We start from the raw sequence: 14,853 nt of genomic DNA, 5'->3' as shown, positions 1-14,853 counted from the left end.
GATCGATTTGCCCGTTCGGGTGAAAACGCTTGACACCCTTCTTGCTCCCAGAGTACTTTGAATCGTACCAATGAAACGATTCAACGGGAGGAATGTTTAAATGCCGAACGAATTGGTTTCCGCTGCTTCCGCCGCACCCAACACGTCCACAGGAGTACAACATGAGGGTTTGTTTCCGATCCTCCGTCCAGCCGGAGCTGCTGGGGGAGTACCGGCGGCGTCACGCCGCCGTCTGGCCGGAGATGCTGGCCGCGCTCAAGGACGCGGGCTGGAACAACTACTCGCTCTTCCTGGACGGCGACGGACTGCTAATCGGTTACCTCGAATGCGACGACTTTGACGCGGTGCGGGCCCGGATGGCACTCACCGACGTCAACGCCCGCTGGCAGGCCGAAATGGCCACGCTCTTCAGGGACAGCGATGTTCCGCCCGACGAGGGCTTCCGGGTCCTCGATGAGGTGTTCAACCTCGAGGAGCAGCTGGCGGCCGCCGCCGGCAGCAGCGCTGGCGCCGCCGCCGTCGGGCACTAGATCTTCCGAGCACTGAGTCTTCCAAAAACTTTCACTGCCAAACACTGACGAAAGAAAGATCATGAACAACACAGCATCGGCACTGGGCCGGCTTTCGGAGCTTGCGATTGAGGTCCCGTCGTGGGCCTACGGCAACTCGGGCACCAGGTTCAAGGTGTTCGGCACGCCCGGTACCCCGCGCACCGTCCAGGAGAAACTGGCGGACGCCGCCAAGGTCCACGAGCTCACCGGCCTGGCACCCACGGTGGCGCTGCACATCCCGTGGGACAAGGTGGATGACTACGCTGCGCTGAAGGAGTACGCGGCCGGCCTGGGTGTGGGGCTGGGCACGATCAACTCGAACACGTTCCAGGATGACGAGTACAGGTTCGGTTCGCTGACGTCCTCGGACGACGCCGTCCGGCGCCGTGCGATTGACCACCACTTCGAGTGCATTGACATCATGCACGCCACCGGGTCGCGGGACCTGAAGATCTGGCTCGCGGACGGCACCAACTACCCGGGCCAGGATGACATGCGCGGCCGCCAGGACCGGCTGGCCGAGTCGCTGCAGGAGATCTACGCGCGCCTGGGCGAGGACCAGCGCCTGGTGCTGGAGTACAAGTTCTTCGAGCCGGCTTTCTACCACACGGACGTTCCGGACTGGGGCACTTCGTACGCGCAGACCCTGGCGCTGGGCGAGAAGGCGTTCGTCTGCCTGGACACCGGCCACCACGCGCCCGGCACCAACATCGAGTTCATCGTCATGCAGCTGCTGCGCCTGGGCAAACTGGGCTCGTTCGACTTCAACTCGCGCTTCTACGCGGACGATGACCTGATCGTGGGCGCCGCGGACCCGTTCCAGCTGTTCCGGATCATGCACGAGGTGATCCGCGGCGGCGGCCTCGGTGCGGACTCCGGTGTGGCCTTGATGCTGGACCAGTGCCACAACCTGGAGGAGAAGATTCCGGGCCAGATCCGCTCGGTGCTGAACGTGCAGGAAATGACCGCGCGGGCGCTTCTGATTGACACCGCCGCCCTGGGTGAAGCCCAGCGCGCCGGTGACGTGCTGGCCGCGAATGCCGTGTTCAACGACGCGTTCTACACCGACGTCCGGCCGGTCCTGGCCGAGTGGCGCGAATCCCGCGGGCTGCCCGCGGACCCGATGGCCGCGTACAAGGCCAGCGGCTACCAGAAACAGATCAACGAGGACCGCGTGGGCGGCCAGCAAGCCGGATGGGGCGCATAAGGAAAATGGCACAGAACAAGACTGTTGAAGACCTGATCGCGCGTTCCAACCGCCTGGGTGCGGACAAGCGGAACACCAACTTCGCCGGCGGCAACACCTCCGCCAAGGGCACGGAGAAGGACCCGGTCACGGGCGAGGACGTCCAGCTGCTCTGGGTGAAGGGCTCCGGCGGTGACCTGGGCACCCTGAAAGCGGAAAACCTGGCGGTGTTGCGGCTGGACCGGCTGCAGGCTTTGAAGAACGTGTACCCGGGCGTGGAGCGCGAGGACGAGATGGTCGCGGCATTCGATTACTGCCTGCATGGCAAGGGCGGCGCCGCCCCGTCGATCGACACGGCCATGCACGGCCTGGTGGACGCCGCCCACGTGGACCACCTGCACCCGGACTCGGGCATCGCCATCGCCACCGCCGCCGACGGAGAGGCGCTCACCACGAAGATCTTCGGCGACAAGGTGGTCTGGGTGCCGTGGCGCCGGCCGGGTTTCCAGCTGGGCCTGGACATCGCCGCGATCAAGGACGCCAACCCGCAGGCCATCGGCACCATCCTGGGCGGGCACGGCATCACCGCCTGGGGCGCCACGTCCGAGGAAGCAGAAGCCAACTCGCTCTGGATCATCGCCGAAGCGGAGAAGTACATCTCCGAGAACGGCCGGGCCGAACCGTTCGGCGCGAAACTCCCCGGCTACGGACCGCTGGCCGAGGCCGAGCGCAAAGCGAAGGCCGCCGCGCTGGCCCCGGTGATCCGCGGCCTGGCCTCCGCGGACAAGCCGCAGGTGGGCCACTTCAGCGACGACCCCGCCGTGCTGGAATTCCTCGAAGCCGCCGAGCACCCCCGCCTCGGCGCGCTGGGCACGTCCTGCCCGGACCACTTCCTGCGCACCAAGGTCAAGCCGCTGATCCTGGACCTGCCCGCGGACGCCTCCACCGAGGACTCCGTGGCCCGGCTCAAGGAACTCCACGCCGCGTACCGGGAGGACTACCAGGCCTACTACGACCGCCACGCGGACGCCGACTCACCCGCCCTGCGGGGCGCCGACCCGGCGATCGTGCTGGTCCCGGGCGTGGGCATGTTCTCCTACGGCGCCAACAAGCAGACCGCCCGTGTGGCCGGGGAGTTCTACCTGAACGCGATCAACGTGATGCGCGGCGCCGAGGAGATCTCCACTTACGCCCCGATCGATGAGGCCGAGAAGTTCCGGATCGAGTACTGGGCCCTGGAGGAAGCCAAGCTCGCCCGGATGCCCAGGCCCAAGTCGCACGCGACCCGCATCGCACTGGTCACCGGCGCCGCCTCGGGCATCGGCAAGGCCATCGCCACCCGCCTCGCCGCGGAGGGCGCCTGCGTGGTCATCGCGGACCTGAACCTGGAAAACGCACAGAAGGTCGCCGAAGAGCTTGGCGGGCCGGATGTCGCCGTCGGCGTCCAGGCCGACGTCACCAATGAGGCCCAGGTCGCGGCCGCGATCGACCAAGCCGTGCTGGCCTTCGGCGGCGTGGACCTGGTGGTCAACAACGCCGGCCTGTCCATCTCCAAGCCGCTGCTGGAGACCACCGAGAAGGACTGGGACCTGCAGCACAACGTCATGGCGAAGGGCTCCTTCCTGGTGGCCAAGGCCGCCGCGAAGGTCATGATCGGCCAGGGCCTGGGCGGGGACATCATCTACATCTCCTCCAAGAACTCCGTGTTCGCCGGCCCGAACAACATCGCCTACTCCGCCACCAAGGCCGACCAGGCCCACCAGGTCCGGCTGCTCGCCGCCGAGCTGGGCGAGCACGGGATCCGGGTCAACGGCATCAACCCCGACGGCGTCGTCCGCGGCTCCGGGATCTTCGCCGGCGGCTGGGGCGCCAAGCGCGCCGCGGTTTACGGCGTGGACGAGGAAAAACTGGGCGAGTACTACGCCCAGCGCACCCTGCTCAAGCGCGAGGTCCTGCCCGAACACGTCGCCAACGCCGCGGCCGTGCTCACCAGCAACGAACTCTCGCACACCACCGGCCTGCACATCCCCGTGGACGCCGGCGTCGCGGCAGCGTTCCTCCGGTGAGCAACGCACCTGCACCCGGTGCACAAGCTGATGTCGACGGCGGCCTGTTCGCCGCCGTCGACATCGGCGCCTCCTCGGGGCGCGTGATCCTGGGACGGATACACGGCGACGGCGGACCGGCGCGGGCCACGCTCGACGTCGTGCACCGTTTCCCCAATGGTGTTGTGGAGTCCGACGGCGGCCTCCGCTGGGACTTCGGCGCCCTGTTCGCCGAGGTGCTCACCGGCCTGGCTGCCGCCGGTAAAGCGGCAGCGGAGCGGGGGGAGAGCATTACGAGCATCGGCATCGACACGTGGGCGGTGGACTACGGCCTGGTCACCAGTGCCGGCGAACTGGCCGCGCAGCCGTACAGCTACCGGGACGAGCGCAGCCGCGCCGCCGTCGCCCGGGTGCACGCGAAACTGGACCCGAAACGGCTTTACGCCACCACGGGTCTGCAGTTCCTGCAGTTCAACACCCTTTACCAGCTCGCCACCGAACCGGACCTGAACGGGCTGCAGGCCCTGCTGATCCCGGACCTGATCGCGTTCCTGCTCACCGGCCAGCGCCGTACCGAGGCCACCAATGCCTCCACCACCGGGCTGTTCGACGCTGTCGCGGGGGAGTGGGCCAGCGAACTGTTCGGGCCCCTGGGCCTGCCCGGGGATCTGTTCCCGCCGCTGATCCAGCCGGGCGAAACGCTGGGAACCCTGCTGCCCGGAATCGCGGAACGGACCGGGCTGCCCGCAGCAACGAAGGTGGTGGCCGTCGGCTCGCACGACACCGCCTCGGCCGTCGCTGCCGTGCCCGCGGAGCAGGAAAACTTCGCGTACATTTCCTCCGGCACCTGGTCCCTCGTGGGGCTGGAGCTGCAGCATCCTGTGCTCACCGACGCCAGCCGCGCGGCGAACTTCACCAATGAGCGCGGCGTGGACGGCACCACCCGGTACCTGCGCAACGTCGGTGGCCTCTGGCTGCTCAGCGAATGCCAGCGCACCTGGGCCGAAGACGGCTACCGGCCTGCGATCGGCGACCTTCTCGACGCGGCCGCGGCGCTCCCGCCCGGCGGGCCCCGGATCAATCCCGACGATCCCGCTTTCATCGCCCCGGACAATATGCCGGACCGGATCCGCGCCGCAGCCCGCAACACCGGAGCAGTCCTCCCGGACGATCCGGCAGCGATCGTCCGCTGCATCCTGGACAGCCTCGCCGCCGCGTACGCGCGGACCATTGCCGACGCCGAACGCCTCGCCGGTGTTGCCGCCCACGTGGTGCACATCGTCGGCGGCGGCTCTCAGAATGCGCTGCTGTGCCATCTCACCGCGCAGGCCACCGGCAAGCGCGTCATCGCCGGCCCGGTCGAGGCGACAGCCCTCGGCAACGTGCTGGTCCAGGCCCGGGCAGCCGGTGTGGCGGGCGGCGGTTTGCCGCAACTTCGCAGGATTGTCGGTGCCGGAACGAGCCTGAGCCGCTACGAACCCCTCGACCTCACCTCACACGCCCCGGCGAGTTGACGATTCTGCGGAGTTCTTGAAACGTATCAAAGCAGGGCGGCCCCAACGCGGCTGCCCGGCGCCGACGGCGTCGCCAGAGAAAGATTCAGTATGACCAACCACACCCCGCAGATCGGCGGCTGGAAAGCCACTGTTGCTGTGTCCATGTCCAACTACATCGAGGCCGGATCCATCATCGCCCTGGCGACGAGCCTGACGCTGTGGCAGGAGTATTTCGGCTTCAGCAACCTTGTCGTCGGGCTCATCGCGGCCCTCAGCGCCAACGCCTTCGGCGCCGCCGTCGGCGCGATGATCGGCGGCCCTTTGGGTGACCGCTACGGCCGCAAGTTCATCTACACCTACGACCTCATCCTGTACATGACCGGCACGGTGCTGGTGATTTTTGCCGTGGCCCCGTGGATGCTCGTCGTGGGCGTGATCCTCACCGGGATCGCAGTGGGAGCCGGCGTGCCCGTCGCCTGGACCTACATCGCGGAGGAGGCGCCCTCTGAACAGCGGGCACGGCACGTGGGCACCGCGCAGTTTGCGTGGTCGCTGGCTCCGGCACTGGTCTTCCTCCTTGCCACCGTCGTCGTTCCGCTGGGGTTGCTGGGTAGCCGCCTGGTCTTCGCGCACCTGTTCGTCATTGCCCTCATCACCTGGTGGATCCGGCGCCGGCTTTCCGAGTCCCACACCTGGAAGAAGTCGAACGAAGCGCGCCTGCTGGAGGAGGCATCCGGCGTCAAGCGGCGCAACTACCGCGAGTTGCTGACCAATGCCACCAACCTGAAAGCCATCCTTTTCCTCGTGGGCGTCTACGCCCTCTGGAACCTTGTTGCCGGGCAGATGGGCATCTTCATGCCGCGGGTCTACGAGTCCTCCGGGGTTGGATCGTCCGCTGAGCAGAACCTGCTGCAGGTGCTGCTGTGGACGCTTACGGTGGTGGCGACGTACTTCGGTTTCATGAAGTACGGCGACCGCGTTGACCGCCGCCTGCTGTACGGGATCGGCGCAGTGCTGGGCCTTGCCGCCTGGGTCCTGCTGGTCTTTGTCCACGTGACCATGCCGGTGTTGATTCTTTTCGCGGCACTCTGGGGGATTTCGGCCGGCATCGGCGCCCAGGCCTTCTACGCCCTGTGGGCGGCCGAAATGTTCGCGACCCGCTACAGGGCCAGTGCGCAGGGGGTGCTCTTTTTCGTTGCCCGCATCGTTGTCGGCCTGCTGAGCTACTGGTTCCCGACGCTGCTCGCCGAGCAGGGCGTGCCCTTTGTCGGTGCCATCATGATCGGGGCTTTGGTGGCTGCCATGATCATCGGCATTGTCTGGGCGCCGGACACCCGGGGCAAGAGCCTGGAACAGATCGAGCAGGAACGCTACGGCGAACCGGCCAAGCAGTCGGTGGAACAAACCACGGCTTAACCCCGGCGCCAGACAAGCGCGAACGTACACTTGTGGCCCATGGGAAACGCTTCCCAAGGGCCACAAGTGTACGTTCGCGTTTCCGCCGAGGTGGGTTGACGCGCGGTCCGAATGTGACGCGGCAGATTTGGCGATCCGTCAGGGCGGGTTTATGGTCGTTTCCATGACTAACCGTTGGTATGCGTATTTTTCGTTGGCTCTGGAGGGGCCCGCGTCTAACTGACACGCATCCAACTTTCCTTCAGAGCCAACAGGGCAGAGATCATTCTCTGCCCTTCGCCATTTCTACGGCGGGTTCTGATCAGGGGCCCGCTCCCATCCGGAACAGGACCCCGAAAATGAGCGCAACAGCCACCGAAACCCAGCAGCCGTCGTCGAAACGCCCGTCGACGTCGAACCTGAGGGTCAGCGAGATCACCGCCCTGCCCACACCGCAGGAAATGATGGCGGAACTGCCGCTGGACGCGAAGGCGGCCGACGTCGTCGAACGTGGCCGCGATGAAGTCCGGGCCATCATGGACGGCGTGGACGACCGCCTGCTGGTGATAGTCGGCCCGTGCTCCATCCACGACCCCAAGGCCGGCCTGGAATACGCCCGCCGGCTGGTAAGCCAGGCCGAGAAGCACAAGGAAGACCTGCTCATCGTCCTGCGCGCCTACTTCGAAAAGCCGCGGACCACCGTGGGCTGGAAGGGCCTCATCAACGACCCGCACCTGGACGGCAGCCACGACATCGCCGGCGGCCTTCGCGCGGCCCGCAGCTTCCTGCAGCAGGTCACCGCCCTGGGTCTCCCCACCGCCACCGAGTTCCTCGAGCCCATCAGCCCGCAGTACATGGCCGACCTGATTTCCTGGGGCGCCATCGGCGCGCGGACCACGGAAAGCCAGATCCACCGCCAGCTGGCCTCGGGGCTCTCCATGCCCATCGGCTTCAAGAACGGGACCGACGGCGACCTCCAGGTGGCGGTCGACGCCTGCAGCGCCGCCGCCGCAGCGCAGGCTTTCCTCGGCATCGACGGCGACGGCCGGGCCGCGCTGGTGTCCACCGCAGGCAACCCCGACACCCACGTGATCCTCCGCGGCGGCCGGAAGGGCCCCAACTACTCCGCCGCCGACGTCGAGGCGGCCTCCGCCAAGCTCGCCGCCAAGAACCTCAACCCGAGGCTGATCGTGGACGCCAGCCACGCCAACAGCGGCAAGAGCCACCACCGCCAGGCCGAGGTGGCCCTCGAGATCGGCGCCCAGCTCGAGGACGCGGGAACGGCCGCGGGAGCGATCGCCGGCGTCATGCTGGAGAGCTTCCTCGTGGGCGGCGCGCAGAACCTCGACGTGGCCGAACATGCCGGCGGACGGTCGGACCTGGTCTACGGCCAGAGCGTCACGGATGCGTGCATGGAGTGGGATGTGACGGCGTCTGTCCTCGAGCAACTGGCGGCGTCGTCGCGGAAACGGCGGGCTTTCACAATGGCCACGTGAGCATCTAGAGTAACTAGAACACGGTTGTTCGATGGCTCAGCGTCGGCGCACCGCTGATAGACCGGCGTCGTTGCTGAGAGCAAAGGAATATGGGTATGTCCGCAGAGTCGAACTTCTCGAACGCCAAGTTCTTGACCGTGGCCGAGGTGGCTGAGGTAATGCGTGTCTCCAAAATGACCGTGTACCGCCTTGTCCATTCGGGGGAGATGCCCGCCGTCAGGTTCGGCCGCTCCTACCGGGTCCCGGAGACCGCCGTCGAACAGTACCTCAAGGGTGCTGTCGTTGACGGTCACACGGGCACCGCCTGACGGGACCCGACTGACCGCACCGATCCGTGGTTGCTGCAGCCGCCTTGGGGGCCGCTGCACGCCACGGGGCTGTGCTGGTCAGGGGATGCTCCGGATAAGCGGTACGCTGTTAAGGAACGTTTTACGTCATTGTAAGAATCTGTCAGTTGTTCAGTCTGTTGCTCAGTCCACGGACCTTTTCCATCAGACAGGTACTGCATCTAGTTTGTAAGGAACTTTCGTGGGTTCAGTTATTAAGAAGCGTCGCAAGCGTATGGCCAAGAAGAAGCACCGCAAGTTGCTTCGTAAGACCCGCCACCAGCGCCGCAATAAGAAGTAGAGTCCGCTCTACGCGTCAATGCCCGTTCCCTTTCGAGGGTGCGGGCATTTTTGCGTCCCGCGACGCGCAAGCTGACTGGCGACGCGCAAAAGGCCTGGGGCACCGGGAATTACCGGATCGTGGGGCAATCTGCGCGTCGCGCGGCAAGAAGCGCGTCAGGCGCGCGGGCCCCGGAACCGGGTGTAGCCCCGCCACAGGCCGTAGACCGCTCCGCCGGCTGTGGCTGCCTTGAGGCCGAGGGTGGCTGCCCGGCGGCCTGAGCGGAAGTCGTAGACCGGCCAGTTGTGTTCCCTCGCGTGCTTGCGCAGGCGGGCGTCCGGGTTGATCGCCACGGGATGGCCCACCATCGTCAGCAGCGGGATGTCGTTGTAGGAGTCGCTGTACGCCCAGCACCGCTTCAGATCCAGCCCGTGCCCGTCCGCGATGCCCTGGACCGCCACGGCCTTGGCGGCGCCGTGCAGGATGTCCCCGACGAGCCTGCCCGTGTAGAAGCCGTCCTTGGTCTCGCCGACGGTTCCCAGGGCGCCGGTGAGTCCCAGCCGCGTGGAAATCACCGTGGCCACCTCGATCGGCGTCGCCGTGACGAGCCAGACCTTCCGGCCCACCCGCAGGTGCTGCTCGGCCAGGGCTTTTGCGCCGGGCCAGATCCGCGAGGCGATCATCTCGTCGTAGACCTCTTCGCCCAGCGCCTTGATGTCCTCTTCCGTGATGCCGGCGGCGAGCCTCAGCGCGGAGTCCCGGACGGCGTGGACGTCATTGAGGTTCTCACCCCGGAGCACGAACTTGAGCTGCTTCCACGCCATGCCCGCCGCCTGGGCAATTGTGAAGGCTCCGCGCTGGTGCATTTTCCTGGCCACGTGGAACAGGCTGGCGCCGCGCATGAGGGTGTTGTCGACGTCGAAGAATGCTGCCTCGCCGTGTTGCTGCTTCGCAACCGGACGGTGGGCCACAGCGACGTACTTCTCCTCGGGCATGCCACTGAGTCTAGTCAATGCCGTACCCCACGCCGGACGGCGCCCGTCGCCCGGCGCCGGGAACGGCGATACGGTTGAAGCATGGCAAACCCCGACGTCGTTCTCCTCACCAAAGCTGACTGTCACCTGTGCGCCGCGGCGCGCGACGCCATCGGGCGGGTGACTGCCGGGCTGGGACTTTCGTGGTCGGAGCGGCAGTTGGACGCCGACGACGAGCTGCGCGACCGCTACGCCGAGGAGATCCCCGTGGTGCTGGTGGACGGGATCCAGCGCGACTTCTGGAAGATCGACGAGGCGCGCCTGGAGCGTGTCCTGCGCCGTGCCATCGCGGGGGATTAGCCAATTTCGAACAATGGCAGTGGCTTTGTTGACATAACTGATGGGGATCTAGAGTGGACTCACAACGCGACGCAACGGAGCAGATAGTGACTTCGCTCGATTCACCACCCCAGTCCCTGCCCGGGCCTACCGGGGCCGCCGGAAAGCAGATTCCGCCGGCAGCCGTGGCCCGGCTGACGATCTATCTGCGCGCCCTGAACTCGTTGCTGTCCGAAGGCACCGAACGGGTGTCCTCCGAGTCACTGGCTGAGCTTTCCGGGGTCAGCTCCTCGACGCTCCGCAAGGACCTGTCCCATGTGGGTTCGTACGGCACCCGCGGGGTGGGCTACGAGGTGCAGTACCTGAGCCGCCACATCGCCGCCGCACTCGGGCTGACGCATGACTGGAAAGTCGCGATTGTGGGCGCCGGTAACCTGGGCAAGGCGTTGGCCCGCTACGGCGGTTTCGAATCCAGGGGCTTTGACGTGGTTGCCATCTTCGACGCCGACCAGATGGTGGTGGGCAACGAGGTGGGCTGGCTGCGGGTCAGCGACGTTGCGGACCTGGAAACCGTCCTGGAGCGGACCGGGACCAACATGGTGGTGCTGGCCCTGCCGGCCGCCGTGGCGCAAAGCGTGTGCGACCGGGTGGTGAACGTCGGCGTGCGGAGCATCCTCAGCTTTGCTCCGGTGATGCTCCAGGTGCCCGACGGCGTGACGCTGAGAAAGGTGGACATGGCCACCGAGCTGCAGATCCTGGCGTACCACGCGCAACGGGCGCAGACCCCCGGTCAGCCGGAGTAACTCCGGCGTTCCAGGAATCCGCGCCCGTTGGCGGTTTGGTGCCCGGCCTGTGGCTAGCGGCCGTAGGGGCCCGGCTGGGAGTACGGGTTGGCGAACGGCTGCGGCTTCTGGAAGTACGGCGAGTTGGCAGGAAGGTAGAGCAGAACGATGCCTGCTGCGCCCAGGAGAATCACCAGGATTTGGATGATGCCGTAGACCGGCCCGAGTGCAAACGAGCCGCCGAAGAGTCCGAACAGGGAGATGGCTGCGAAGACCGTGCCGAGAATCCTCGCCCAGTTCTTGCCCTTTCGAACTGGAAACGCCACCAGGGCATACAGGCCGAGAGTAACGATGGCTCCGATAATGCTGCCTGCAACTACCGTGCTTTGCAGCATCTCCGTGGATCCGGGTGGAAGTGCTTGGCCCTGCCGTGCCGCTTCTTCTTCCATCATTGCCATGAAGGTGTCCCGGCCAGTGAAGGCTAAGACAAGAGCACTCAGGCCCGAAAGTACACCTGCGGCTATTATGAGCCAGAATGCCAAGTCCACCTGTGGTGGGCGCACGCCTTGGCTTGCTGCCTGCACCTGTTCGGACGGGTACTGCCCGTAGGGGGACTGGCCATAGGGACTCTGGCCGTAGGGCGACTGGCCGGACTGGGATTGACCATACTGCGGCTGCCCGTACTGTGCCTGTCCATACTGGGGCGCGTTCTGACCGTACGGGGACTGTCCGTACTGCGGTGCCCCGCCCTGTCCGGCCTGTCCGTACTGCGGCGGGTTCTGGCCGTACTGGGGTGCGTTCTGGCCGTACTGCGGAGCGTTCTGCCCGTACTGCGGAGTGTTCTGCCCGTACTGGGGCGCTTCCTGGCCGTAGCGGGGCTGCCCGTTGCTCGGCTGGGAACCGTTGCCCGGTTCGTTAGAGCCCGGCTCGTTGGAGCCGGGGTCATTGGAGTGCGGGACTGGAGGATTGCTCATGAGCGGTCCTTTGCGTAGTGACGTCTGAATCGGCTACCGGTTCAGACGCCTGCCCTCCCCAGCATGGTTCACTTCCCACCGTACCCCTCAGCCCGTGTGCCGTGGATCATTCCGGAGAGGTATTCCAAAGCCGCGCCAACCTGCGGAAACGTTGCCCGGCAGGGGATGGTCCGGCCAGTAACCAGCGGCCCTGCCGGACGCCGATCAGGGGCGGCCCCGTGCCGCAGCGAACCAGTTCTGCGAATTGGGCACCCACATCAGCGCGGTGGCCACGAGACTGACCAGGAATCCCAGCCAGTTCCCGTCCTGGCCCGCGGGAAAACTCGAGCTGACGATGGCCAGCAGCAACGACACCCCTGCCACAATAGTCAGGGCCAGTCGCGCCCACTCCTTGCCTTCCTTTAGCTTCAGGGCCAGCACGATCTCCGCGGCCGCCACCGCCAGAGCCACCAGCACGAGCAGGAACACCAGGATGGCCACGCCGGGAAGGATCGCAAAGAGCACCAGCACACCGAAAAGGCCGATCACGCCGCCAAGCAGCCCCAGCAGGCCGCCGATCACCCAGATCCAGTAGGACACCTTGAGCTCCGTGGGCAGGCCCGTCACGTCGAAGAGGCCGGACAAGCCGCCCCGAGGCAACACCTCGCCAAAGGTCCGGGGACGGTCCGCCGGCATCTCGAAAGCGAACCGGCCGCCACCGGCGTTCGGCTGCTGACCGGGGTACTGCTGGGCCGGTTCCTGCCCCGGGAACTGCGGTCCCGGCGTCGGACTGCCCGGCCGGGCCGGGAACTGGCCGGACGGCCGCTCGGCCCCGGGATCACGGGGGTCCGGTTCATCGCTGGGGGTGCTCATGGCACTCACTTTAAGCCCGGGATTCTGCCAATTCCAGAGGTCCGGAACGCCGAACGCCCCGCCTGCGGAAAGTCCGCGGACGGGGCGTTTCGCTGCCACTCACTGTGGCTGCGGGAACCGCGCTGAAACCTAGGCTGAAGGTGCGATGAAGGCCAGTTCGAGGTTGATGGCAACCTTGTCGCTGACCAGGACGCCGCCAGCTTCCAGCACGGCGTTCCAGGTCAGGCCGAAGTCCTTGCGGCTGATGGTGGTCTCGGCGGAAACACCGGCGCGGGTGTTGCCGAAGGGGTCCACTGCGACGCCGTTGAACTCGGTCTCGAGGAAGACAGGCCGGGTGACTCCCTTGATGGTCAGGTCGCCCTGGAGTTCGTAGCCGTCGCCGCTGGCAACGAGGCCGTTGGAGACGAAGGAGATCTCCGGGAACTTCTCGACGTCGAAGAAGTCTTCGCCGCGGACGTGGCCGTCGCGGTTGGCGTCTCCGGAGTCGAAGCTGGCGGTCTGGATGGTGGCCTGGATCTTGCTGGCCGTGACGTCGTCGGCGAGGTTCAGGGTGGCGGCGGCGTCCTTGAACTGGCCGCGGACCTTGCTGATGCCGGCGTGGCGGACGGTGAACGCGATTTCGCTGTGGGAGTTGTCGAGGGTCCAGGTGCCGCGGGTGAGCTCGGTGGAAAGTGCCATGGTGCTTCTCCTTGTATCAGTGGTGTACCGGGTGATCGTTGAAGCTTTTGTTGAAGTCTCAACTAACTGCTGCATCCAGTATAAACATGCATTTGCATCTTTTATTCCACCGGTCGGGAACTTTCTGAAAAATTTTTGAGTTCTACTTGATGTAGAAGATTTCGTCATTACCCCTGCCCTTTGAGAAACTGGTAGACATGCCCCAAGCCACTGTCCATTTGCTCCGCCACGGCGAGGTCCACAACCCCGAAGGTGTCCTGTACGGCAGGCTGCCTGAATTCCACCTCTCCGAACTTGGCCGGCAGATGGCTCAGACGCTCGCCGAGCACTTCCGCGAACGCGTCTCCCAGGGCGCCAACATTGTGTATCTGGTGGCGTCGCCGCTCACCCGTGCCCAGGAAACCGCGCAGCCCACCTCGGAAGCGCTGGGGCTGGACATCCACACGGATGCCCGCATCATCGAGGCCGAGAACTACTTTGAGGGCCTTAAGGTCACCAAGGCGGAACTGCGGAAGCCTAAACATTGGCCGCACCTGGTCAACCCGTTCCGGCCGTCCTGGGGTGAACCCTACAAACAGCAGGCAGCCCGCGTGACCGAGGCCGTCCGGGAGGCCCGTGCCAAGGCCCTCGAACTGGGCGGCGACGGAGCCGAGGCCATCCTGGTCTGCCACCAGCTGCCCATCTGGGCCACCCGGCTCAGCGCCGAAGGCAAGCCCCTGTGGCACGATCCGCGGAAACGCGAATGCACGCTGACCTCCCTCACCTCCCTGGTTTTCGGCGACGACGGCGCCCTGCTGCGCGTGGAGTACAGCGAACCCGCGGCCGCCCTTCTTCCCGGTGCCTCGAGCACCCCCGGAGCCTAAGTCATGACTGAAACACCCAAGAGTTCCCGCCGCAGCGTCCTCGCCGCCGGCGGCCTGGCCCTCACGGCGATCACGCTGGGCCTGTCCGCCTGCGCCCAGGAGGACGCCCTGGCCAAGCAGGCCAAGGCCGGGGACAACAAGAACTACGTGGCCGGCGACGGCTCGGTGACCGAATTCACCGCAGCGGACCGCAAGTCCGCCATCCAAATCCAGGGCAAGCTTTTTGACGGCACCGCTGTGACCCCCAAGGACTTCCTGGGCAAGGTCACCGTGCTGAACTTCTGGTTCGCCGCCTGCGCACCCTGCCGGGTGGAGGCGCCGTCCCTGGAAGCCCTGCACCAGGAGTTCAAGGGCAAGGGCGTGCAGTTCTTCGGTGTGAACCTGCGGGATGAGAAGGCCACGGCTGATGCCTTCGACAAGACTTTCGGCCTGACGTACCCGAGCTTCGACGACAAGGACGGCAGCGTGCTGCTGGCCGTGTCCGGCCTGGTGCCCCCGGGCGCCGTCCCTACGACGCTCGTGGTGGACAAACAGGGCCGGGTGGCGTCGCGTGTGCTGGGGGAGATCGAGAAGGGCACACTCAAAGCTCTCATCCAGTCTGCCGTGGCAGAGTAAC

At 66.1% G+C, this 14,853-nt stretch carries 16 protein-coding genes; 12 read left to right on the top strand and 4 right to left on the bottom strand.

Going from position 1 to position 14,853, the window contains the following annotated elements:
• Positions 1 to 161: 161 nt before the first annotated feature.
• The 8 genes from ACFRAU_RS22585 (at position 162) to ACFRAU_RS22550 (ending at position 8,796) form a co-directional block, all read left to right on the top strand.
• Positions 162 to 530, top strand: a complete 369-nt coding sequence (locus ACFRAU_RS22585) for an L-rhamnose mutarotase (RefSeq protein ID WP_378001569.1) — start codon at positions 162 to 164, stop codon at positions 528 to 530.
• A gap of 61 nt (positions 531 to 591) precedes the next feature.
• Positions 592 to 1,758: an L-rhamnose isomerase gene (gene rhaI, locus ACFRAU_RS22580; protein WP_378001568.1), complete on the top strand. Its 1,167-nt coding sequence runs from the start codon at positions 592 to 594 to the stop codon at positions 1,756 to 1,758.
• A gap of 5 nt (positions 1,759 to 1,763) precedes the next feature.
• Positions 1,764 to 3,803 (top strand): bifunctional aldolase/short-chain dehydrogenase, encoded by a 2,040-nt coding sequence (locus ACFRAU_RS22575; RefSeq protein WP_378001567.1) that lies wholly within the window; start codon positions 1,764 to 1,766, stop codon positions 3,801 to 3,803.
• Entirely contained in the window at positions 3,800 to 5,296 is a 1,497-nt protein-coding gene (locus ACFRAU_RS22570; protein WP_378001566.1) for a rhamnulokinase family protein, read from the top strand. Before ACFRAU_RS22575 ends, ACFRAU_RS22570 begins: the two co-directional genes overlap by 4 nt.
• Before the next feature lie 90 nt (positions 5,297 to 5,386).
• A complete protein-coding gene (locus ACFRAU_RS22565; RefSeq protein ID WP_378001565.1) occupies positions 5,387 to 6,694 on the top strand; it encodes an MFS transporter in 1,308 nt (435 codons plus the stop codon).
• Between the two features lie 338 nt (positions 6,695 to 7,032).
• Positions 7,033 to 8,169 (top strand): 3-deoxy-7-phosphoheptulonate synthase, encoded by a 1,137-nt coding sequence (locus ACFRAU_RS22560; RefSeq protein WP_378001564.1) that lies wholly within the window; start codon positions 7,033 to 7,035, stop codon positions 8,167 to 8,169.
• A 95-nt stretch (positions 8,170 to 8,264) separates the two neighbouring features.
• Entirely contained in the window at positions 8,265 to 8,477 is a 213-nt protein-coding gene (locus ACFRAU_RS22555) for a helix-turn-helix domain-containing protein (RefSeq protein WP_003797758.1), read from the top strand.
• Between the two features lie 220 nt (positions 8,478 to 8,697).
• A complete protein-coding gene (locus ACFRAU_RS22550) occupies positions 8,698 to 8,796 on the top strand; it encodes a 30S ribosomal protein bS22 (RefSeq protein WP_003792170.1) in 99 nt (32 codons plus the stop codon).
• A gap of 155 nt (positions 8,797 to 8,951) precedes the next feature.
• Here the strand turns inward: ACFRAU_RS22550 and ACFRAU_RS22545 are convergent, their stop codons facing one another.
• Positions 8,952 to 9,770 carry an HAD family hydrolase gene (locus ACFRAU_RS22545; RefSeq protein WP_377996760.1) on the bottom strand — a complete coding sequence of 273 codons (819 nt, stop codon included), beginning with the start codon at positions 9,768 to 9,770 and terminating at the stop codon, positions 8,952 to 8,954.
• A gap of 81 nt (positions 9,771 to 9,851) precedes the next feature.
• Here ACFRAU_RS22545 and ACFRAU_RS22540 point away from each other — a divergent pair, with 81 nt between their 5' ends.
• Entirely contained in the window at positions 9,852 to 10,109 is a 258-nt protein-coding gene (locus ACFRAU_RS22540; RefSeq protein ID WP_378001563.1) for a glutaredoxin family protein, read from the top strand.
• A gap of 86 nt (positions 10,110 to 10,195) precedes the next feature.
• Positions 10,196 to 10,891, top strand: coding sequence for a redox-sensing transcriptional repressor Rex (locus tag ACFRAU_RS22535; protein ID WP_377996758.1), 696 nt, complete (start codon positions 10,196 to 10,198; stop codon positions 10,889 to 10,891).
• A gap of 53 nt (positions 10,892 to 10,944) precedes the next feature.
• On the opposite strand, the gene ACFRAU_RS22530 is transcribed toward ACFRAU_RS22535, so the two are convergent.
• The 3 genes from ACFRAU_RS22530 to ACFRAU_RS22520 all read right to left on the bottom strand — a co-directional run bounded on the left by ACFRAU_RS22530 (position 10,945) and on the right by ACFRAU_RS22520 (position 13,374).
• Positions 10,945 to 11,844 (bottom strand): hypothetical protein, encoded by a 900-nt coding sequence (locus tag ACFRAU_RS22530; protein WP_378001562.1) that lies wholly within the window; start codon positions 11,842 to 11,844, stop codon positions 10,945 to 10,947.
• A 204-nt stretch (positions 11,845 to 12,048) separates the two neighbouring features.
• A complete protein-coding gene (locus tag ACFRAU_RS22525; RefSeq protein ID WP_378001561.1) occupies positions 12,049 to 12,696 on the bottom strand; it encodes a hypothetical protein in 648 nt (215 codons plus the stop codon).
• A gap of 129 nt (positions 12,697 to 12,825) precedes the next feature.
• Entirely contained in the window at positions 12,826 to 13,374 is a 549-nt protein-coding gene (locus ACFRAU_RS22520) for a YceI family protein (protein ID WP_378001560.1), read from the bottom strand.
• 197 nt (positions 13,375 to 13,571) lie between these two features.
• Between ACFRAU_RS22520 and ACFRAU_RS22515 the strand changes: the two genes are divergently transcribed.
• Together ACFRAU_RS22515 and ACFRAU_RS22510 are read left to right on the top strand one after the other, a co-directional pair.
• Entirely contained in the window at positions 13,572 to 14,237 is a 666-nt protein-coding gene (locus ACFRAU_RS22515) for a histidine phosphatase family protein (protein ID WP_378001559.1), read from the top strand.
• A gap of 3 nt (positions 14,238 to 14,240) precedes the next feature.
• On the top strand, positions 14,241 to 14,852 hold the full coding sequence (locus ACFRAU_RS22510; RefSeq protein WP_378001558.1) for a TlpA family protein disulfide reductase: 612 nt from the start codon (positions 14,241 to 14,243) through the stop codon (positions 14,850 to 14,852).
• Position 14,853: the final 1 nt, after the last annotated feature.

Source organism: Arthrobacter sp. NPDC056691, from assembly GCF_042791415.1.
Taxonomy (GTDB): domain Bacteria; phylum Actinomycetota; class Actinomycetes; order Actinomycetales; family Micrococcaceae; genus Arthrobacter.
Note: the sequence above shows the minus strand (reverse complement) of the source record. Positions and strands in the feature narration are given on the sequence as shown.